Source organism: Epilithonimonas sp. (assembly GCF_056329745.1).
On the sequence record NZ_JBWEYV010000008.1, the window covers coordinates 93776 to 115082 of the forward strand.

Sequence of the window (21307 nt, forward strand, 5' to 3'; positions counted from 1 at the left end):
ACTTACTGTTTCAGAAAACCTTTTCTAAGAACCACTTTGGTTTTTCGCAGGTGTTTTATAGAGTTAAACCTAATTTTCTCATTGTACAAAAACCATCCGCCAACGCAGCCTATAGCACTCCCTATTAAAATCTCTAACAATCTCATTTTTAAAAGATAATCAGGATTAAGTGAAGTAGAACTTCCGGTCTCAGCCAATAAAATCCCCATCGGGGTGAGGAAGACTACAGCCAATGCGTAATGTCTGGTAATCAGCATTTCCACAATAATTTGCAAGCAAACAATCGCCACACAAATCCATAGCATATCCTTGACATAAGAGAAGATAAACCAGGCAATCCCTAAACCAATAATAGTTCCTATAACCCTGTGCAGGCAGCGTTTCCAGATGTGGTATCGGCTAACGCCCTGCAAAACGGCAAGGCTGGAAATTGGGATCCAATAAGGATATTCCAGTTTGAAAATATGCCCAACCAAAACCGAAGCCAGCATACAAATCCCTACAATAAAGGATTCTACAAAGTTGACATAGGGATTTATTTCTAGGGTAGTGACATTACTTTTAATTCCTTTTTTCGATTTTAAAAGGCCATAAATCAGGCAAATTAAGCAGGCATTAAGTGTCCCAATGGTGAAAATACCAATCCTCTGCGGGATTGTTTCCCAGTGATGAGGCAGCCCAATTGCCATAGAAGCCATCATAATAAAGAAAAAACTACCGGGCGGTTTCAGGTTAAAATATTTGACCAAATAATATACAATCCCGGAAAAAATCCCAAATGCTAGCGGTGCAACCCACATATTGAAACTGAAAACCAGCCCAAATATGTAAGAAATTATCATCCCAAACGAACAGACAAACATCTTCATCATCATTTCAAAAATATCTTTTGTGTTGGGGATGTAAAGGATGACCAATCCTGCCAGACTGGCGGTTAAAGCAGATCTTACATCGGCAAAGATATAACCAAACACCAGCGGAATCCCCACCGAAAGTCCTGCAAGAAAAGGGATATGCCAGCTGCGGGGCGACGGTTTAAGAATGAAAAATGTACTGATTTCCTTTTTGAGTTGGTTAATTTTCAACTGTAACTATTTTTTGGATTGAAATGATAAAATTTAGATTTCACAAAAGTACCTAATGCTAACCGGATATTCAAGAGGGTTGAACATAGAATTGCTTAAAATTCCCTATTTTTGTTATCTTAAAATTTTGAGATTATAATGGATTATCTGAAAGGGTTGAATGAAGCACAATATGAGGCAGTTACCACATTACAGGGACCACTGATGGTTTTGGCAGGCGCGGGATCCGGCAAGACCAGGGTTCTCACCATGCGGATTGCCCATCTCATCACCAATGGCGTGGATCCTTTTAATATCTTGGCGCTCACGTTTACCAACAAAGCAGCCAAAGAAATGAAGGAGCGTATTGCCAAAGTTGTGGGAAACAGCGATGCCCGATCACTTTGGATGGGAACTTTTCACTCGGTTTTTGCAAGAATCCTCAGGAGTGAAGCGCATTACCTCGGATTCCCTTCCAATTTTACGATTTATGATGCTCAGGATGCGCTAAACGTCCTTAAAAAAGTAATCAAAGACCTTAATATAGATTCGGAAGTTTACAAACCCAAAAAAGTTCTTGGTAGGATTTCGCAATACAAAAACAACCTGATCACCGTCAATGCCTATTTCAATAATCCTGAATTGCTCGAGGCGGACGAACGTGCCAATATGAAATTGATTGGGGAAATCTACAGAAAATATGTGGATACTTGTTTCCGGAACGGAGCAATGGATTTTGATGATTTATTATTAAAAACCAACGAATTACTTACACGATTTCCTGAAGTCTTAGCAAAATATCAAGATAGATTCAGATACATTTTAGTGGATGAGTACCAGGATACCAATCATTCTCAATATTTGATTGTCAAGGCATTAGCGTCTAAATTTGAAAATATTTGTGTGGTGGGTGATGACGCGCAGTCCATCTACTCATTCCGTGGTGCCAATATTTACAACATCCTCAATTTTAAAAAGGATTATCCCGATGCGGTCACGGTTTCGTTGGAACAGAATTACCGCTCTACTCAGAATATTGTGGATGCTGCTAATGTGGTGATTTCCAAAAACCTGCAGCAGTTTAAGAAAAATGTTTTCAGTGAGAATGAAGTAGGGGAAAAAATCAAGGTTTACCGAAGTCTTTCCGATGCCGATGAAGCCAACTTTGTTTCTGCCAACATCTTCGAATTACACAATACGCAACAGCGTCATTTTTCTGACTTTGCGATTCTGTACCGCACCAATTCCCAAACCAGAGCGTTTGAAGACGCATTGAGGAAAAAAAATATCCCTTACAAAGTATACGGCGGCTTGTCTTTCTACCAAAGAAAAGAGGTGAAGGATCTCTTGGCCTATCTTCGTATTCTGGTGAATGAAAATGACTCCGAAGCATTGTCGCGGATTATCAATTATCCTGCAAGAGGTATTGGCGAAACTACCCAAAACAAACTAATTGTCTTCGCAGATTCGCATAACTTGGCGTTAACCCAGGTATTGGATAACCTCGGATTTTATGCCCCACAACTAGGTCTTAACAACGGAATTCTTACCAAACTTGGCGATTTCTGGGCAATGATCAAAGCCTTTCAGGTCATGCTGAAAACCGAAAACGTTTACGATGTGGCGATGGAAGTGGCCAAACGAAGCGGCCTTATCAAGTTCCTGAAAGATGACCAGACACCCGAAGGAATTTCGAGGGTAGAAAATATCCAGGAATTACTAAACTCGATGCAGGGATTTATCGAGGAGCAAAGGCAGATAGAAGACGGTAACCCAAGCTTGTCCAATTTCCTTGAGAATATTGCACTGTCATCGGACACGCAGGACAAAAAAGACGATGATACAGATAAAGTGTCGCTAATGACGATCCACCTTTCCAAAGGGCTGGAGTTCCCTGTAGTTTACCTTGTTGGGCTTGAGGAAAACCTCTTCCCGAGTTTTATGAGTTCATCCACGAGAGAAGAGCTGGAAGAAGAGCGCCGGTTGTTTTATGTGGCTTTGACAAGAGCAGAAAAGCAAGCCTATTTTACCTACGCCGTGTCGCGTTTCCAATGGGGGAAAATTACAGATTCGGAGCCGTCAAGATTTTTGAGTGAAGTCGATTCCAAATACATCGAGTTTATCAATCCAATGATGGAAGCCCGTTTTGTAAATAATTCGGGGATCAGTTCCAATATTTTTGATGAAACGCCATCAGAGCCACGGTTTTTCAAGAAGAAAGAGGAAAAGAAAACGCTGGATAGAAATATTGGCGTTCCTGCACCTAAAAAACAACTGAAACCTGTAGCCACAGCCAAAATAATCAACCCAAGTGGATCATCTTCCGAAGATATAGAGGTGGGAGACCGCGTGCGCCACGACCGTTTTGGTATTGGTGAAGTCACATTTTTGGATGGTACAGATCCACAGAATATCAAGGCCAAAGTGATCTTTGCCAATGAAGGCGAGAAAAACCTTATCCTGAAATTTGCTAAATTGACAAAGATTTAAAATTATATATTAGCAAAAGTATAATCAACGAAAAGCCAAGTGCTAACCGCAATAAGCAGACTATGATCCGAGCAAAAAATATACATAAATCATATGGTAGCCTAGAAGTTTTAAAAGGTGTAGACATCCATATAAAACCGGCCGAAGTGATCTCCATCGTTGGAGAATCGGGGGCGGGAAAATCGACTTTGTTACAGATCCTTGGGACGCTGGACAGGCCAACTGACATCGAAAAACACCATACCGAGATTAGCCTTGACGGGCAAAGTTTTCTAGGGATGAAGGATAAAGACCTGTCAAAATTCAGGAACAAAAATATTGGTTTTGTGTTCCAGAACCATCAGCTTCTGCCTGAGTTTACAGCCTTGGAAAATGTTCTCTTACCTACTAGAATTGCCGGCATTGCAGAAAAAGAAGTTATAGACAAAGCCCATTCGCTTTTTGAAGACCTGAACATTGCGCACAGGCTGCACCACAAACCGTCAGAACTTTCCGGTGGCGAGTCTCAGCGTGTGGCGGTTGCCAGAGCCCTCATCAATTCGCCAAAAATTATCTACGCCGATGAACCTACAGGCAACCTGGACTCCAAGAATGCAGATGCGCTGCATCAGTTGTTCTTTGACCTCCGGGACAAGTACCATCAGACCTTTGTAATTGTGACGCACAATATGGTTTTAGCAGAAAGTACCGATAGAAAGCTGGTGATGAAAGACGGGCAGATTATTAATGATAAATGATGTGTGATCAATGAATTGTTGATAATAGACAGATAAATAATAGACTTTTCTTTAACTCAAAAAACTTCTATTTTGAATCTCAAATCCCTTGCGGAAGATGACCGCCCAAGAGAAAAGTTCCTGTTAAAGGGGAAAGCAGCCGTCTCGGATTCTGAGCTGCTGGCGATCATTATGGGCAGCGGAAATAGGGAAGAGTCAGCGGTAGAATTGGCGCGCCGCGTACTCAATTCGGTGGATAATAACTGGCATAGACTAAGCCAACTGTCAATCAAAGACCTAATGAAATTCAAAGGGGTGGGTGAGGCCAAGGCAGTTTCTATTGCAACAGCGATGGAAATCGGTAACAGGAAGTCCCAACAAGAAGTCCTGGAAAGGCAACAGATTGGTAGCAGCCAGGATGCTTTTGAAATCCTGCAGGCGCATCTTGCGGATTTGTCCACCGAAGAATTCTGGGCTATTTTTATCAATCATCAGAACAAAGTACTTTACAAAAGTTGCCTTTTCCGCGGCGGTATTTCCAGCTCTGTTGCGGATGTACGGATTATCTTCAAAACTGCATTGGAACATTTTTCTACACGGATTATTGTGGCACACAACCATCCTGCAGGCAGTCTAAACCCCAGCCGGGAGGATATAGCCATCACTCAAAAAATCAAAGAATCCGGGAAATTGCTGGACATAGAACTGCTGGATCATCTCATCATCGCCCAGAATAAATATTACAGTTTCAAGGACGAAGGAATGCTATAATATTGATACATTTTGAACTTACCGTTTTAAAATGCAGAAACATCCGTTAAAATTGATCAAAATTTTCTTAATTTTGCAATCCGATTTCAGATATGTTTGATTCAGATTATTTACCTTATGCTGCGGCCGTTATTATTGCATTGCCATTTTTGGTTTTTGCAAAACAGTTTGTCAACAACTTTATCCGTCTGAAAAAGCAGGAAATCAACTTTTTGGCAACCAAGTCCAACAGCGAGATCAAGCTTCAGGCTTTGGAACGGATGACGCTTTTTCTGGAACGCCTGAAACCGGCCAACCTTGTCACCAGGTTTGATAAAGGCCTTCAACCGCACGAATTTGTTTTCCTTACAGAAAAGAATATCAATGAGGAGTTTGATTACAATTCTTCTCAGCAGTTATACATCTCAAGATCTTCCTGGCAGGACATTATTACCTCAAAGAATAATGTGATCCAGCTGCTTCGCAAAACTTATGAGGAGTTGGCAGACAACGCAGGATTGGATGATTTTAAGACCATCTTGCTGATGGGTTACCTGCAGTCTGATGATTATATTGCCGACACGATAGAAAACCTTAGAAAAGAACTTAACAAAATAATATAAATAAACATGATTCCTAATTGTAAAGCCCATCCTTGGCATGGGATCTCTGCAGGAGAAAATGCCCCGGAAGTGGTTAACGTTTTTGTAGAAATTGTACCTACAGACACTATAAAATACGAAGTTGACAAAGAAACGGGCTACCTAAAAGTAGACCGTCCACAGAAGTTTTCCAACATTATCCCTGCCCTGTATGGTTTTGTGCCTAAAACTTACTGTGAAGAGGAAGTTAAAAACCTGGCTGTGGCTACGGGCGCAAAAGACGTTTCCGAAGGGGATCATGATCCATTGGACATCTGCGTGCTAAGCTCACACAACATCACTTCGGGTAACATTATTTGCCAAGCCATTCCAATCGGAGGATTTCAGATGATTGACAAAGGTGAAGCTGATGATAAAATTATTGCTGTTTTGGTAGAGGATCAATTGTATGGACATATCAGAGATATTTCTGAATTGCCTCAGGCAGAAGTGAACCGTTTGCTTCACTACTTTTTGAGCTATAAAAACCTACCAACAGAACCTGCCAAAGTTAAAATTGATTTGGTTTACGGAGCAGATCACGCAAAAAAGGTGATTTTGGCTTCTCAGAAAGATTATGCTGATAATTACAGCAATTAATAAATTCCAGCTGTTGCTTTCATAATTAGAGGCCAGCTTTTAGATTAAATTGTTCGTGTGTTTGCAATTATCGTTACGATAATATACAACCCACGAACAATTTTTTTTGCACTAAAGCGCTAGTCTATAATATGATTTCACATTAACAGTAAATTCGGTTTTATTTAAAATTACTTTTTATCGTTACTTAAAATTTGGAGTAATTTTTCAATTTCTTCATTCTTTAAGAGGCCATAATATCGGTATATCGGCTGATATTGTTTATCAAAAATAATCCACAAAGGGTAAGCTAAATAACCAAATTTGTCTTTTCCATATTTATCTATAAATGTTTCCATATTTTTGAAGTTTGTACTATCAAATTTGAAAGAATTGCTGTGTTCTGCCATTATCGAAATGCTATAAACCTGAGAGGCTAGATTTTGTTGTAACAATTTGTCCTTTTTAATTTTCTTTTCCTGCATCATACAATAGATGCAACCTTTTGAGCTGATATTTACAATAATAAATTTGGGCTCTGTCTTCATCAAAATATCAACAGAGTCTATCTTAACCTGAGTGTAAAAAGCAGATGAAGTCCCAATTATCATTAAGAGAAAAATCCATCGACAATCGAGTGGCGACGAATTTTTTTTAAAACTCTTTATAAATTGTTTTTTATAATAAAACATCGTAGAATTTTTAGAAACTATATCGGATACCCAAATAGCCTATGCGAGCCTGGAGTGGCGTGTAATTATATTCAGTATCAAACTGTAATCCGCCGTACTTATTAGCATGATCATTAAAAGGGTCATTACTGTTTACCAGAACATATTTAGGCATGTAATTGAAAATGTTCTTTACACCGCCATAGATTTGGATTTTATTTAAACGGTAAGTCAGCTGAGAATTGAGTTTGGTGAACCATGGGGAACGCTCCGGCCTTGGGTCTCTAATACTTAATGTAACGCTCCCCATCGCATCGTAGGTCTCCATTTCGCCCTGCGTTGGTAAAAGCATAGGACCTTTCCAATCTCCTGTAATATCAATGGTAAGATGTTTTGAAATATCGTAGCTGGCAGAGTAAACACCCATCCATCTTGGTGAGAATTCAAAATCGCGGGCGGTTATCGTAGTACTGGTTTTTGTTCCTTCTGCATCGCGTTGAAATTCAAACAACTGTGCTTTGTTGTAAGATACACCACCTGTAAGTCGCAATGGAAAGCTAAAATTAAGCGCGATATCCAATGATAAACCGATATTTCTAGCATATTCTTGTCCGTCTACATTGTAGTAGATCAATGTTCTGGTTTGATCATTTCTTACCGGATATATTTTATTGAAAAAATGGGTGTAGTAAGCTCCTATATCGTAAGTCAGCCCAACAGATTCTGTCGCCAAGCGTCCCTCATAATCCAATGTGCCGCTAATCGATTTTTCGGGTTTCAGGTCCTCTCCAAATCGGGCCTCGTATTGTCCGCTCAAAGCACGATGGTCTTCACTAAAAATATTTACCACACGGTATCCGGTACCTACACTAGCCCGCAGGGTATTATTGGAATTTGGTGTCCATTTAAAGGCAGCCCTTGGTGAATGTACAATGTTCTCGTGGCTTCCGTTGGCGGATATTGTTTTATCGTAATCCAATCTATAGCCCAGTAACAAACTGGTTTTTTCTCCGGTTTTCCAAAGATCCTGGAAAAAAATTCCGGGCAGGTGGGTTTCAAAGGGAAATGTGCCATTGTTTGATGCAATAGTATTGTCTTTGAACCAGGTGTATCTATAGGCTATTCCCGCCAAAAGATCATGCGCTCCCCATTTTTTATCCCAATATATTTGTCCAAATCCAGTTTTCTGATGTGCCATAAATAATTCGGTCCCATAGGCTGAATTTTGATCGTGCTGATTATACGAAGCTTGTATTGTTATATTTTCTTTGATAGGCAGTTGCCATTGCCCCACGGCTTCAAACCGGCTTGTATAAATTGATTCCTGATATTTCATATGATCTGCCAAAAGGGCATCGGGGTTAGCATTATGAACTTTTTGTATCCACTCCTGCTTTTCTGACGGGGTCAAAAATCTCGGTATTCGAAATCCCTTTGCATATTTTTGATTAAAGACAGTGTAACCATTTGGTAAAACAACATCGCCATTATACCCTGGCGACGCAAGATCATTATTCAACTCATTAAACTGAACGTAACCTCTCTGATCCTTATCCCAGCCCAATTCACCACCATTCCTATTTTCATTATAATACCTTAATGAAACACTGGCTGTTTTATTGTACTTCTGCTTAATATCCCATTTATTAAAAATAGATACTCGTTTTTGCAGTGTTTTATCCATATAATTATCATGGTTCAAGTCCTGTGGTTTATCATAATAATAGCCGTCTATATTGAAGAGTGTTGAGACTTTTTTATTAAAAGATTGAGAGAAACCTATATTCCCTGTCAATTCCTCCCAAGTAGTTGAGTTGTAGTCCAGAAAAAAACGAGGCGCTTGGCTCGCCTTTTTTGTTATAATATTGATGACACCACCAATGGCCTCCGAGCCATAGAGGGACGAGGCCGGACCTTTTACAATTTCTACCTGTTGAATAATACTGTTAGGGATTCCACTTAGTCCATACACTGTGGACAAAGAACTTACGATTGGCATTCCGTCAATCAAAACCATTGTGTAAGGTCCTTGCATTCCATTAATACCAATATCCGAAGTGTTACACATATTGCAGTTAACCTGCGGATTGAGTCCATTTACCTGATACAAAGCATCCAAAACATTGGACGTCGGATTTTTTTGAAAAAGCTTGGCAGATATAATAGTGACAGGTACAGGACTGTCAGACTTTCGCACCTGCTTCATTGTACCCGTAACCACTACCTCTTCAACATCTCCGGTGGCAAATTTTTCTCTTCTAGAAGGTATGGAATCGTTAATAGTTTGTGCGCTAGCCCATAATGTAGCTGTAGAACAACATATGGATAGCAAAGGAGTTTTAAATTTATTCATGTTAGATTATATATTGCATAATTTTAGTTTTGCAAAAATAATAAGTTAGATTAATCTAACAATAATTTTAAGAAATTTTTTTAGAATTATATTTTTCCTAAATTTTTTAAATGATGATGAATAAGATGACTAATTATGAAAACTAGAAACTACAAGAGCACTCATAAAAGGATGCCTGGCAAAGCAGAAGTCTGAAATCAAACTGTAATAAGCCTTTAAGAAATAAAAAAGCAGGACTAAAAAAATGAAATAAACGGATATTAATTACAATAGTTTACCTGTGAGAAATAATCCGGCAACAGAAAAATAGATAATTAGGCCGGTAACATCTACCAATGTAGCTACAAATGGGGCAGAAGATGTTGCAGGGTCAAGTTTTAGCTTCTTTAATACGAATGGTACCATAGAACCAGAAATTGTTCCCCACAGGACAATCAACATTAGGGAAAAAGCAATACTGATTCCTACGAAAACCCAATGTTCACCGTAGTTAAAAAGGCCTGTCTCTTGCCAAAGCGCAATTCTCAAAAATCCGATGGATCCCAATATACCACCCAAAAGTATACCTGTAAAAACCTCTTTGCGGATAACATACCACCAGTCTTTTAAACCAATTTCCTGAAGAGCCATGGCTCGGATAATTAGGGTAGCGGCCTGAGAACCGGTATTACCACCACTTGAGATTATCAATGGTACAAAAAGGGCAAGCACAACAGCTTTCTGGATTTCTTCTTCAAAGTAGCCCATGGCCGATGCCGTAAGCATTTCCGAAAAAAACAAAACAACTAACCAAAATCCTCGTTTTTTTACCATTTCAAACACCGAAGTCTGTGTGTAGGGCATATCTAATGCTTCCAAACCACCAAATTTCTGGATATCTTCGGTATTTTGTTGTTCGATTTGGTCCAAGATATCATCAATGGTTACAATACCTACCAAAACCCCATTCTCTGTAATGATAGGTAAAGCACTGCGGTCGTACTTTTCAAAATATGGGACAGCGTCTTCTTTACTGGTTGTTGTCGTGATAGCTACAAAATGGTTATCACAAAGTTCAGAAATCAATTCTTCTTCATCTGCCAAGAGAAGTGATCCCACCGTAATATCATCTATCAGGCGGTTTCTCTCATCTACCACATACAGGAAATTGAGCGTTTCAGCTTTTTTTCCCACTTTTTTGATCTGTTGCAGGCAGCGTTTGACGGTCCATTCTTTACGGATTTGCACGTAATAAGGCGTCATAAGACGTGCAATAGAATCTGCTTCATACCCCAACAATTTAAGGGCAACACGCCGTTCTTGTGGGTTTAGCAGATTAATGGAATATTTAATTAACTCATCGGGAAAATCTTCAAAAAGCTGCGTTCTGTCATCCGGAGACATCTCGTTAAGGATGTCGGATACCTCGTGACTGGCAATGCTTCTGATGGTATCTTCCTGAAAATCAGGATCAAGGTGTGCGAAAACTTCTGCCTTTTCTGATTTTGGAAGTTTCAGGAATTGCAGAATGCGTTCTTCCGCCGGCAATTTGCTCAGCGTTTCTGCGACGTCTGCAGGGTTTAATATGATTTCTTGCTCCTTGATAAGTGTAATTTTTTGCTTTGCAAAAGTATAAAAACTAAACAAAACATACATTAATACAATGTAAATTAAGATGCCTTTCTGAGAATCACTTGCCGGTTACGAAGTTCTTTTTCCATTTTGCGGATAGCGCCTTTAGTACCGATGATCACAGAATTTTCTGCAGATCCCAACAATCTCCCATTTCCTTTGTAGGTGTCGTAAGAGGTTTCCATAATATAATTGCCCTGGGAATCATACAGTTTTAGGCTTACAACTACCTGATTAGAAAATACATATTTTCCAAAACCAACTTTAAAATATTTAACTTTCGGAATCACGGCAACATCTGCATTATTATTTTTGCAAATATCTTTTATCATCTCCGAATCTATTTCTTCAAATGGGATGGCTGTATTCACCTGCATATATTTTACAGTACCAATAGTTCTCATCTTTTCCGAAGTGGCATTATAAAAAGCCGAGTAGGTAGGTTCTTTGATCTCATTAATATCGGGAAAAATTTCAGGGTCAAAAAACAGTACTGTTTTTATACCATTGATTTTTGCATCCTTTTTAAAATAAAGAAGACTGTCGCCATAGTTGGCACAGGATACTAGAAGGCAAAGAATGATTATAGAAAATGGGTAATTTTTTTTCATCGTATTGATGTTGCAAAAATACAACCAAAATCATTTAGTCATAACAAAAATTTAAGATTTTTTAACATTCATAAAATTATTTTTTTTGGAACAATTACAGTTTATAATCACCTGCAAATCGTTACTTTTGTTTTTATGACTTCTCAAGACAAAAGATTATACCTTATAGATGCCTACGCAATGATTTTTCGTGGGTATTTTGCATTCATCAAAAATCCAAGAATTTCCACCAAAGGCCTTAATACATCTGCTATTTTTGGCTTTACCAACTCATTGATAGAACTGATAAAAAGAGATAGACCCACGCATCTTGCTGTAGTTTTTGATGTTGGAAGAACCAACGTAAGACATGATGATTATGCTGAATACAAAGCTAATAGGCTGGAAACTCCGGAGCCTATTCTCTTGGCTAAGCCCTACATTAACAGCATTTTGGAAGCGATGCATATTCCCATTCTTGGGGTGGAAGGTTACGAGGCAGATGATGTGATAGGAACTATTGCCTGCAAAGCCGAAAAACAGGGCTACAATGTATTTATGGTGACACCCGATAAGGATTTTGCCCAATTGGTTACTGACAAAATCAAGATCTACAAGCCAGGATTGAAAGGAGGCGATATCGAAATCTTAGGTGTGGAAGAAGTGAAAGCCAAATATGAGATTGATGACCCTAAGCAAATCATCGATTATCTAGGAATGATGGGTGATGCGGTGGACAATATTCCCGGGCTGGAAGGCGTCGGTGAAAAGACTGCCAAGAAGTTTATCCAGCAATATGGTTCTATGGAAAATCTTCTAGCAAATACGAACCAGCTTAAAGGAAAACTTAAAGAAAAAGTTGAAGCCAGTGCAGAAAGAGGTTTGTTATCCAAAAAGTTAGCTACCATACTTTGTGACGCACCTATTGAGTTTGTAGAAGAACAATATGACCTAGAAGTCCCTGACTTTGAAAAAGTAAAAGAAGTTTTTGAAGAGCTAGAATTTCGTCGGCTTTATGAAAACCTTTACCGCGCTTTTGCGAATAGAGATTATACCGAAGCGCTTATGGATGGTGACGAAACCGCTCAAGTGAAAACCGAAATAATCGAAGAAAAAGTGGTGGTTCATAAAAACGGTACAATGGATCTTTTCGCGACATTTGAACAGCTAGATCAGGCCACCACTACCAAATCTACCATTACGGAGAACGATCATCTTTATCAATATATTAACGATGCCAAGGCGCAAAAGATCTTGGTGCAAAACCTTCTCCGTCAAAAAGCGGTGTGTTTTGATACCGAAACCACATCGCTTAATGAGTTGGAAGCAGAATTGATTGGCATGAGTTTCAGCTACAGAAAAGGCTTGTCCTACTATGTTCCCATATCGGCAAATCAAGAAGAAGCACAGGAAACGTTAGAGGTTTTCCGTCCGTTTTTTGAAGATCAGAAAGTTTTAAAAATTGCCCATAACCTCAAATACGATTACAAGGTCCTTCAAAATTATCATATTGATGTTGAGGGAAAACTTTTTGACACTATGATTGCGCATTACCTGCTAAACCCTGACGGGCGGCACGGGATGGATTACCTTTCTGAGATGTATCTCAACTATAAACCGGTCTCGATAGAATCTCTGATAGGCAAAAAAGGCAAAAATCAGTTGACACTTCGCGAAGTGGACATCGAAACTCAAACCAATTATGCTGCAGAAGATGCAGATGTGACGTTTCAGCTATATGAATTATTTGCGCCACAACTGGCCAAGGAAAACTTGGAAGATCTTTTCTACAATGTAGAAATGCCACTGATGAAAGTGCTGGCCAAAATCGAATTAACCGGCGTAAAACTTGACAGCGAATGGTTGGCCAAGGAGAGTAAAGACCTTGAAAATGATTTGAAAGTGTTGGAATCCAAAATTTTTAAGTTGTCTGGAGAAGAATTTAACATGAACTCGCCTAAGCAGTTGGGAGATATTCTTTTCGAAAAAATGCAGTTGGATCCCAAAGCAAAAAAAACCAAAACCGGTCAATACGCCACTTCGGAAGATGTGCTGCAAAAACTGTCCTCCAAACATGAGATTATTGCCTCTATATTGGAATACAGGACGTTGCAAAAGCTTAAATCGACTTATGTGGATGCTTTGCCTATGCAGATTGAGAAAAAAGACAACCGCGTGCATACTACTTTTGCCCAAACGGTGGCCGCCACAGGAAGGCTCGCCAGCGTAAATCCCAACCTGCAGAATATTCCCATCAGGACTTTGCGCGGGCAACAGATCCGCGGTGCGTTTGTCTCGGATGAAGGCAAGAAAATCATCTCTGCGGATTATTCCCAAATCGAATTAAGGCTGATTGCGGAGATCTCGGGAGAAGAAAATATGATCAAAGCCTTTCAAAATAATGAAGACATCCATGCTTCCACGGCTGCAAAACTATTTGATATTGCGCTGGAAGACGTTACCAAAACCCAAAGAAGCCAAGCCAAAACGGTTAATTTTGGGATTATCTATGGGCAGGGTGCATTTGGTTTAGCTGATCAGACGGGGCTTTCCAGGTCAGAAGCCAAAAAAATGATCGATGCTTATTTTGAGACTTACCCAAGGTTGAAAGAATACATGAACGAGCAAATCGAGAAGGCCAGAAAGTTGGGATATGTAGAAACCATCCTTGGCAGAAAACGCCACCTGAAAGATATTAATTCTACCAACTTTGTAGTAAAAGGCCATGCCGAACGTAACGCTGTGAATGCGCCAATCCAAGGAAGTGCCGCCGATATTATCAAACTGGCGATGATTAAAATTGAGCAAGAACTGGAGATCCAAAAACTGGAAACCAAGATGCTTTTGCAGGTGCATGACGAATTGCTTTTCGAAACACCGATTGACGAAGTGGAGACTGCCAAAGCACTCATTAAAAAAGAAATGGAATCAGCTTTCCCAACGAATGTGCCACTACTAGTGGAAGTAGGTGTTGGGGATAATTGGCTTCAGGCACATTAGATTAATAAAAGATAATTGATCAATGATGATCGATTAATAATGCTATAAACCAAAATAAATTAATATGAAAGCAGTTGTTTTTTACGAGCATGATGCCACAAAGTCTATGGAAGATTTTATGGCAGTTTTCCCATTGCATGAAGCTTTTGAAGCAGAATTTTTGAAATCGGGGAAAGTTTTGGGAACTGGCGCTTTTGCCAATCCTGGAGAAGGCGCTATGGCGATTTTTATAGATAAAGAGTCTGCCGAAGCTTTTGTGAATGGCGATCCGTTTGTAAAACACGGCCTGATTGCCAAAGTCAGCATCAAGGAATGGAATGATGAATTAGCCTAAATAGTATAATTATGATTTCGCACATTATCCCAAAGCTTCCGTTTATTAATAAAGAAGAAACCAAGCTATTTTACGCACAACTGGGTTTTGATTTTGTGGGTGATTATGATAATTATTTAATGGCGCATTATAACAATCACGAACTTCATTTTTTTTATTATCCAACGTTGATTCCGGAGCAATCTGATTTTATGATCTACCTGAAAATATCGAATGATATTGATGAGTTTTACCAGCAAATCAAGGATAAAAATATCGCCATACACCCCAATGGCGATTTGAAAAACCAACCTTGGCAAATGCGTGAATTTTCTGTGATAGACCCTTGTGGAACACTTTTAACTTTTGGTGAAAAACTCTGATAATTAATTGTTAATATTTATAAAATAAACTTATGAAAAACTTAAAAATTTATGGCTTTTTCCTCACTGTAGCCTTAGTGAGCAGTTGCTCTTCGGTAAAAAACTACACTTACGAAGGCAAAGCTTTCAAGGATGCTTATAATGGCATCACTGCTGCGGAACTGAAAGAAAACCTTTATGTCATTGCTGCCGACAATATGGAAGGCCGGGACACCGGAAGCGCAGGGCAGAAGCGGGCAGGGGTTTATATGATAGAGCAATACAAGAAAAATGGTATTGGTTTTCCACCAGATCTTGGATCTTATTATCAGAAAGTACCCTCATCATCCATGAAAAAGTATGGTGAAACACTACCAGATTCGGAGAACATTTTGGCGTACATCCCCGGTAAAGAAAAGCCAAATGAAATCATCGTAGTTTCTGCACATTACGATCATGTGGGGACCAAAGAAGGCGTTGTTTACAATGGTGCCGACGATGACGGAAGCGGCACCGTGGCTGTGATGGAAATTGCAGAAGCTTTTCAGGAAGCTAAAAAGAAAGGTTTTGGCCCGAAGCGTTCTATCCTGTTTTTGCATGTAACAGGTGAGGAGCACGGTTTGTTCGGTTCCGAATATTATTCTGACCATCCGGTTTTCCCGCTGGCTAACACTGTTGCAGACCTTAATATTGACATGATTGGCCGCGACGATCCAGAAAACCGAGGCCAGCAATATGTTTATGTCATCGGTTCCGAAATGCTAAGTACGGAGCTTAAAAAAATCAATGAAGCGGCTAATGAAAAAACGGTCAACTTAAAACTTAACTACAAATATGATGATCCCAAAGATCCTCAACGCCTTTATTACCGGTCTGACCATTATAATTTTGCCAAGCACAATATTCCTGTGGCATTTTTCTTTGACGGCATCCATGAAGATTATCACAAATCTACGGATGACCCGGATAAGATTGATTATCCATTGCTGCAAAAGCGGACTCAGCTGGTATTTGCAACCGCGTGGGAACTGGCCAATAGGGCGGAACGTATTGTGGTAGATGGCAAAAACACAAGATAATAAGAAAGCAACCTTTTTTGAAGGTTGCTTTTTTTATTTAAGAAAATCGTTGACCGATATTTTGGGAGAATCGAGAAAACGGTAGAGGTAAGGTGCCTTGTTGGCAGATCCGCTGTAGTGCTTCTCCAGGCGTTCCAGTATATTAAGACTCAATATTTTACGCTGGAAATTATTCCTTCTTAATGGCTCTCCCAAGATAGATTCGTAGAGGTTTTGAAGTTCCTTCATCGTAAATTTTTCCGGCAAAAGATTGCTGCCCATCACTTGATAATCAATATTTTTCCTGAGGTACAGTAGGCCTTTTTCGATCATTTCCTTGTGGTCAAATGCCATATTGGGCAACTCATTGACGTTGAACCATTGGCAAACTTCGTTAAAGGAATCCGGGAATGTGTAGGTCATGGTATAATCTATCAAGGCACAATAGCCCACAGAGATAAAACGCTGGTAGATCCAGTGGTTTTGATCTACATCGATTTTGCGGTTTTCCAACAACTTTTGGTGTGTATTATTTTCGGTCCGGTGGATATCTCCAAAAGTGTAAAACTGTTCCAAAAAAACATCCGAAAGGTGGGTACGTTCATACAAAGTCCTTGCAGCAGCGTCATTGAGATTCTCATCATTAAAAATAAATCCACCAGGGACAGACCATAGGTCGAGATCGTGGTACTTTAGCAAAAGAACTTTTAGTGTGTCTTTGTGAAAACCAAAGATTACGCAGTCTACCGAAACATGCTCCACAAAATCCTTGGTATCAATAAGTTCCCGAAGATTCTGTTTTATTTTATTATTCTCGATCATAAGCTAATGTTTTTTTATTCAGAAAAAATGTGAGGCCAAATATAATTATTAATGGTAAAGAAATAAATAATGGATAGTAAGAACTTACCTGATTGTGAAAGATAAGTGCCATGTAGATTGATCCCACAGAACTTCCTATAGATGAAAAAATCACAACGACCGAGATAAACAAATGTGTTTTCTCTGATGGAATCTCATTAAGAGCCTCCGAGTTGTACAGAGGGTACAACGGCGAAAGAAACAGTCCTGTAACGGGAATAAGGATAGCGAGTAAAAGCTTTGAATCTGAAACGAAGGAAATAATGAGCTGCGAGCTTATCAAAATAAAAAATATCGCGACAAGGCATATTATTACAAACCGAAACCAATGAAAACGCAATATCAGTTTGCTGGTAACCATCCTGCCCAAAAAAGAAAACAAGGCCAAAAATGCCGATGATTGCAGTGCAAAATAAGAGCTCATTTGTAAATTGCTTTTCAGAAAACTAGGCAACCACGAATTGAAACTCTGTTCTACAAATACCATCAGAAAGATAATTACAAAAAAATAAATCATCTTGCGCGAAAGCATAAAACCAATGCCACCGGCAAAAACATGTTTGTCAGACAGTTGTGTTTCATTAATTTTTATGGGTTTCAGAATGAGTAATGTAATGATACTCACCAAGGCAATTGGCCAAAAACCAAACTTCCAATATTCTGCAAATGGGCCGGACAACAAACTCCCAAAGCCGATATTGATAACGAAAATCCCAATCATAAAAGAAGCCTCTACACGGCTCATCGTACTTGCCAGCTGACGGTCTTTAAAATTATCTTTAATAATACTGAATACCGAAATCTTCGCTAGGGCAAAGCTAACCCCCACGATGCTCAGCCATATTTTGAAAAACCAAAAAGCATCTACCAGAGGTAAGGCTATACAGCTGACAATAATAAACAGCAGGGAAAACATCAGGGCATTTTTATTCCCGGTTCTGTTAATAAAATTGACGCACAGCAGAGATACAAAAGCCATTGGCAGATCTTTGAAAGACTCCAAAAAGCCCAGACCATCGTACGACACATTTTCTGAGAGTTTTAGGATGATGACGCCCATGCTGTTGAGGAGCATGGAGAAAATCAAAAAGCTCAGCATCAACGGTAGTTTTATATTATTTTTATTAACACTCATTTATGGTCATATTAACGTATTGTTAACAGTAGATAGCATTTTTGGGGAAGAAAAATCGAAGCAAGCATATCATTTTTGAACAAATCTATCACTCTTAACATCCCACAAATAAAAGGAAAATTTAAAAAAGTAAAAAATAATTTTGACATGTAGAAAAAAAATATATTTTTATTGTCTCAATATGAGATTAACTAAAATTAATTAATAATATGAACTTAAAGTATTCAAAATGTCTTGGGTTGGCAGCTGTACTTTACTTTACAGCTAACTACTCTGCACAGCAGGTGAAAGATACGGCTTCTAAAGAGAAAACGATAGAAGAGGTAGTGGTCATCGGCTATGGGACTCAAAAGAAAAGCAATGTAACAGGTGCCATTGCCAGTATCAAGGCATCTGATATAGAAGCCATACCAGCTGGGAAGCCCGAGCAGGTTCTTCAAGGGCGGGCAGCAGGGGTTAATGTGGTGACCAACTCTGGACAACCAGGATCAGGTGCTACTGTGAGGATTCGTGGGCTAACCAGTTTTGGAGCAGGGGGTAATGACCCAATGTATGTTGTTGATGGGATTATAGTAGATGGGATTGGATGGCTAAATCAATCTGATATAGAAAGTATCGAAGTTCTTAAAGATGGAGCTTCTTCTGCAATTTACGGTGTAAGTGCGGCAAGAGGGGTAGTTTTAGTTACGACAAAAAAGGGGAAAAAAGGTGTGCTAAACTTATCATACAGCGGCTCTTTTGGTGTTTCAAGTGCGGCAAGAAAACTAGATCTTCTTAATGCTACACAGTATGCTACAATTATTAATGAAGGGTTTTCTAATGACAACAAGCCCATTAGATTTTCTAATCCAAGTGCGTTTGGAATAGGGACGGACTGGCAGGACACTATTTTTAACACAGGCAACAGACAATCTCACGAAATTAGCATTAATGGAGGAAATGACAAGTCTACCTACTACGCTTCTTTTGGATACTTTGATCAGACAGGTATTGTAATGGGAGACATTTCAAACTATAAAAGAATGAATGCCCGATTAAACTCCAATCATAAGGTGTTGGATTTTTTAACGATTGGCCAAACATTCTTATATACCCATCAGAAAAGTCAGGGTATTGGAGTTAACGAGACTTTTGGTGGCCCACTTAGTTCCGCAATCAATTTAGATCCTACTACGCCTACAGTTGTTAGAGATTGGTCTTTGGTAAATCCTAATGACTATACCAATCAGTACATTATTAGAGATCCTAATGGTAATCCTTATGGTATATCACCATGGGTTAACCAAGAGATGTCTAATCCACTGGCTTACCGTTATACTCAGAAGGGTAGAAATGGCTGGTCCGATGACTTTGTTGGGAATGTGTTTGCAGATTTAAAATTAGCACCCGGGCTTAACTTCAAAACAACACTCAATGGCAAAAAGTCATTTTGGGGTAGCCAAGGTTTTTCTCCAAAATTCTATCTGAGTAGTTCTCTTAGTAACCTTGTTTTCAATAATCTGAACAGAACTACTCAAACAAAATTTGAATGGAGTTTTGAAAATACCATCAGCTATCAAAAAAAATGGGGAGATCACAACTTCAATATTATGTTGGGACAAGGTGTTTATAGATATAACATTGGTTCTGGAGAAAGTGTGACCTATCAGAACCTGCCCGTAGATAATTGGTATGAAGCCGCATTTTATTCGGTAGATGCTAAAAATATTACGGCTAATGCATGGGATACTTCTCAAACCCGAAAAGCTTCTTATTTTGGTCGCTTGATGTACGACTATCAAGACAAATATTTGTTAACAGGTACTTTCAGAAGGGATGGATCTTCTAAGTTTTTGAAATACTGGGGTAATTTTCCTTCCTTTTCATTAGGATGGAATGTACACAAAGAAGGCTTTTGGCGTGAGAATAATATCATCAATACTTTAAAAATTAGAGGTGGATATGGTGTTCTTGGGAATGATGCTATAGATGATTTCATGTATAGAAGCTCCCTTGTGCCAGGCAGTAATTATCCTAATGGTGAACTTAATCCTTCGATTATTATTGGTTATAGTCCCAACACGCTTGGTAATCCAAATCTAAAGTGGGAGCAGACAGCTCAAACCGATGTAGGAGCTGATATCAAATTCTTGAACAATTTTACCTTAGGCTTTGATTATTATTACAAAAAAACAACAGATATCCTCCGACGAGTAGCTATACCGGGCTATGTAGGCGTACCTACAGATCCTTTCTTTAATATCGGAGATATGGAAAATAGAGGAATGGAGTTTGAACTCGGCTACAAAAAAAATTGGGAAGATTTTAGTTTGTCTTTAAATGGTAACTTCTCTACTAATCAGAATAAAGTTCTCCGATTGGAAGATGATGTAGAATGGAGAGAATTTTCATCATTGCATTCTATGGGAACTGTTTCTAGACTACAAGTTGGTAAACCTGTGGGTACATTCTACGGTTACACCTACAATGGAGTATTTCAAAACCAAGCCCAGATTAACTCATATGTTAATTCATCAGGTTCTATGATATTACCAAATGCAAAGCCGGGAGATTTTATATGGAAAGATAATAACGGAGATGGCAAGATCACAGAAGACGATATGGTGGACATTGGCAGTTCATTGCCAAAATTCACTTATGGCTTTACAGTCAATATGAATTATAAGAACTTTGATTTGATGGTATTTGCCCAAGGACAAGGTGGAAACAAAATTTTGCAGGGATTAAGAAGATTGGATATGTTGGATGCCAACTATCAAACATCTATCCTAAATCGTTGGACTGGGGAAGGCTCTACCAATGACAACCCTAGATTGACCCGAGATGATCCTAACGGAAATTACACAAAAATGTCTGGCTATTATTTACAGAAAGGTGATTACATGAGAATCAAATTAGTTTCATTAGGCTATACCTTACCTCGAGATGTGACATCTAAATTTGGTGCTAACAAGGTTAGAATTTTCGTTACTGGCGAAAATGTCTTCACTTTTACAAAATATACAGGCTATGATCCTGAAATTGCCGGTGGTAACGAATATGGTATCGATAGAGCCTATTATCCACAGGCAAGAACATTTTTATTCGGGGCAAATATTCAATTCTAAAATTTA

17 protein-coding genes are annotated in these 21307 nt (G+C 39.0%); 10 read left to right on the top strand and 7 right to left on the bottom strand.

Translation table 11 applies throughout. The annotated features are described in order from the left end of the window. Positions 1–2 precede the first annotated feature (2 nt). The gene (locus AC00Y6_RS07970; protein ID WP_474490089.1) at positions 3–1085 is read right to left on the bottom strand and encodes an FUSC family protein; all 1083 of its coding nucleotides are present in this window, start codon (positions 1083–1085) and stop codon (positions 3–5) included. A 138-nt stretch (positions 1086–1223) separates the two neighbouring features. Here AC00Y6_RS07970 and AC00Y6_RS07975 point away from each other — a divergent pair, with 138 nt between their 5' ends. The 5 genes from AC00Y6_RS07975 (at position 1224) to AC00Y6_RS07995 (ending at position 6261) form a co-directional block, all read left to right on the top strand. Beyond that, positions 1224–3554 (top strand): ATP-dependent helicase, encoded by a 2331-nt coding sequence (locus AC00Y6_RS07975; protein ID WP_474490090.1) that lies wholly within the window; start codon positions 1224–1226, stop codon positions 3552–3554. 62 nt (positions 3555–3616) lie between these two features. Then, positions 3617–4291 (top strand): ABC transporter ATP-binding protein, encoded by a 675-nt coding sequence (locus AC00Y6_RS07980; RefSeq protein ID WP_474490091.1) that lies wholly within the window; start codon positions 3617–3619, stop codon positions 4289–4291. Positions 4292–4363: 72 nt separating this feature from the next. After that, positions 4364–5041, top strand: coding sequence for a RadC family protein (gene radC / locus AC00Y6_RS07985; protein ID WP_474490092.1), 678 nt, complete (start codon positions 4364–4366; stop codon positions 5039–5041). Between the two features lie 92 nt (positions 5042–5133). After that, positions 5134–5643 carry a DUF7935 family protein gene (locus AC00Y6_RS07990; RefSeq protein ID WP_474490093.1) on the top strand — a complete coding sequence of 170 codons (510 nt, stop codon included), beginning with the start codon at positions 5134–5136 and terminating at the stop codon, positions 5641–5643. A gap of 6 nt (positions 5644–5649) precedes the next feature. Further along, complete coding sequence (locus tag AC00Y6_RS07995; RefSeq protein ID WP_474490094.1) at positions 5650–6261, top strand: inorganic pyrophosphatase; 612 nt, start codon at positions 5650–5652, stop codon at positions 6259–6261. Positions 6262–6431: 170 nt separating this feature from the next. Here AC00Y6_RS07995 and AC00Y6_RS08000 read toward each other — a convergent pair whose 3' ends face one another. The 4 genes from AC00Y6_RS08000 to AC00Y6_RS08015 all read right to left on the bottom strand — a co-directional run bounded on the left by AC00Y6_RS08000 (position 6432) and on the right by AC00Y6_RS08015 (position 11486). Further along, complete coding sequence (locus AC00Y6_RS08000) at positions 6432–6932, bottom strand: thioredoxin fold domain-containing protein (protein WP_474490095.1); 501 nt, start codon at positions 6930–6932, stop codon at positions 6432–6434. A 10-nt stretch (positions 6933–6942) separates the two neighbouring features. Next, entirely contained in the window at positions 6943–9264 is a 2322-nt protein-coding gene (locus AC00Y6_RS08005) for a TonB-dependent receptor plug domain-containing protein (RefSeq protein WP_474490096.1), read from the bottom strand. A gap of 264 nt (positions 9265–9528) precedes the next feature. After that, positions 9529–10899 (bottom strand): magnesium transporter, encoded by a 1371-nt coding sequence (mgtE, locus tag AC00Y6_RS08010; protein ID WP_474490097.1) that lies wholly within the window; start codon positions 10897–10899, stop codon positions 9529–9531. 14 nt (positions 10900–10913) lie between these two features. Further along, the gene (locus tag AC00Y6_RS08015) at positions 10914–11486 is read right to left on the bottom strand and encodes a pyruvate decarboxylase (RefSeq protein ID WP_474490098.1); all 573 of its coding nucleotides are present in this window, start codon (positions 11484–11486) and stop codon (positions 10914–10916) included. Positions 11487–11621: 135 nt separating this feature from the next. Between AC00Y6_RS08015 and polA the strand changes: the two genes are divergently transcribed. The 4 genes from polA to AC00Y6_RS08035 all read left to right on the top strand — a co-directional run bounded on the left by polA (position 11622) and on the right by AC00Y6_RS08035 (position 16219). Then, complete coding sequence (gene polA / locus AC00Y6_RS08020) at positions 11622–14465, top strand: DNA polymerase I (RefSeq protein ID WP_474490099.1); 2844 nt, start codon at positions 11622–11624, stop codon at positions 14463–14465. A gap of 64 nt (positions 14466–14529) precedes the next feature. Beyond that, the gene (locus AC00Y6_RS08025) at positions 14530–14799 is read left to right on the top strand and encodes a YciI family protein (protein WP_474490100.1); all 270 of its coding nucleotides are present in this window, start codon (positions 14530–14532) and stop codon (positions 14797–14799) included. A gap of 11 nt (positions 14800–14810) precedes the next feature. Continuing rightward, positions 14811–15161, top strand: coding sequence for a bleomycin resistance protein (locus tag AC00Y6_RS08030; protein ID WP_474490101.1), 351 nt, complete (start codon positions 14811–14813; stop codon positions 15159–15161). A gap of 32 nt (positions 15162–15193) precedes the next feature. Continuing rightward, positions 15194–16219, top strand: a complete 1026-nt coding sequence (locus tag AC00Y6_RS08035) for a M28 family metallopeptidase (RefSeq protein WP_474490102.1) — start codon at positions 15194–15196, stop codon at positions 16217–16219. 33 nt (positions 16220–16252) lie between these two features. Here AC00Y6_RS08035 and AC00Y6_RS08040 read toward each other — a convergent pair whose 3' ends face one another. Together AC00Y6_RS08040 and AC00Y6_RS08045 are read right to left on the bottom strand one after the other, a co-directional pair. After that, positions 16253–17020, bottom strand: a complete 768-nt coding sequence (locus AC00Y6_RS08040; RefSeq protein ID WP_474490103.1) for an NUDIX hydrolase — start codon at positions 17018–17020, stop codon at positions 16253–16255. Continuing rightward, on the bottom strand, positions 17007–18194 hold the full coding sequence (locus AC00Y6_RS08045; protein ID WP_474490104.1) for an MFS transporter: 1188 nt from the start codon (positions 18192–18194) through the stop codon (positions 17007–17009). The genes AC00Y6_RS08040 and AC00Y6_RS08045 overlap by 14 nt, the downstream gene beginning before the upstream one ends. Positions 18195–18403: 209 nt before the next feature. On the opposite strand from AC00Y6_RS08045, the gene AC00Y6_RS08050 reads away from it, so the two are divergent. After that, the gene (locus tag AC00Y6_RS08050; RefSeq protein ID WP_474490105.1) at positions 18404–21301 is read left to right on the top strand and encodes a SusC/RagA family TonB-linked outer membrane protein; all 2898 of its coding nucleotides are present in this window, start codon (positions 18404–18406) and stop codon (positions 21299–21301) included. Positions 21302–21307 lie beyond the last annotated feature (6 nt).

Coding starts and splice junctions, on each gene's coding strand:
- AC00Y6_RS07975 (WP_474490090.1), top strand. CDS start 1,224: ATGGATTATCTGAAAGGGTTGAATGAAGCACAATATGAGGCAGTTACC.
- AC00Y6_RS07980 (WP_474490091.1), top strand. CDS start 3,617: ATGATCCGAGCAAAAAATATACATAAATCATATGGTAGCCTAGAAGTT.
- AC00Y6_RS07990 (WP_474490093.1), top strand. CDS start 5,134: ATGTTTGATTCAGATTATTTACCTTATGCTGCGGCCGTTATTATTGCA.
- AC00Y6_RS07995 (WP_474490094.1), top strand. CDS start 5,650: ATGATTCCTAATTGTAAAGCCCATCCTTGGCATGGGATCTCTGCAGGA.
- AC00Y6_RS08000 (WP_474490095.1), bottom strand. CDS start 6,932: ATGTTTTATTATAAAAAACAATTTATAAAGAGTTTTAAAAAAAATTCG.
- AC00Y6_RS08005 (WP_474490096.1), bottom strand. CDS start 9,264: ATGAATAAATTTAAAACTCCTTTGCTATCCATATGTTGTTCTACAGCT.
- mgtE (WP_474490097.1), bottom strand. CDS start 10,899: ATGTATGTTTTGTTTAGTTTTTATACTTTTGCAAAGCAAAAAATTACA.
- AC00Y6_RS08015 (WP_474490098.1), bottom strand. CDS start 11,486: ATGAAAAAAAATTACCCATTTTCTATAATCATTCTTTGCCTTCTAGTA.
- polA (WP_474490099.1), top strand. CDS start 11,622: ATGACTTCTCAAGACAAAAGATTATACCTTATAGATGCCTACGCAATG.
- AC00Y6_RS08025 (WP_474490100.1), top strand. CDS start 14,530: ATGAAAGCAGTTGTTTTTTACGAGCATGATGCCACAAAGTCTATGGAA.
- AC00Y6_RS08030 (WP_474490101.1), top strand. CDS start 14,811: ATGATTTCGCACATTATCCCAAAGCTTCCGTTTATTAATAAAGAAGAA.
- AC00Y6_RS08035 (WP_474490102.1), top strand. CDS start 15,194: ATGAAAAACTTAAAAATTTATGGCTTTTTCCTCACTGTAGCCTTAGTG.
- AC00Y6_RS08040 (WP_474490103.1), bottom strand. CDS start 17,020: ATGATCGAGAATAATAAAATAAAACAGAATCTTCGGGAACTTATTGAT.
- AC00Y6_RS08045 (WP_474490104.1), bottom strand. CDS start 18,194: ATGAGTGTTAATAAAAATAATATAAAACTACCGTTGATGCTGAGCTTT.
- AC00Y6_RS08050 (WP_474490105.1), top strand. CDS start 18,404: ATGAACTTAAAGTATTCAAAATGTCTTGGGTTGGCAGCTGTACTTTAC.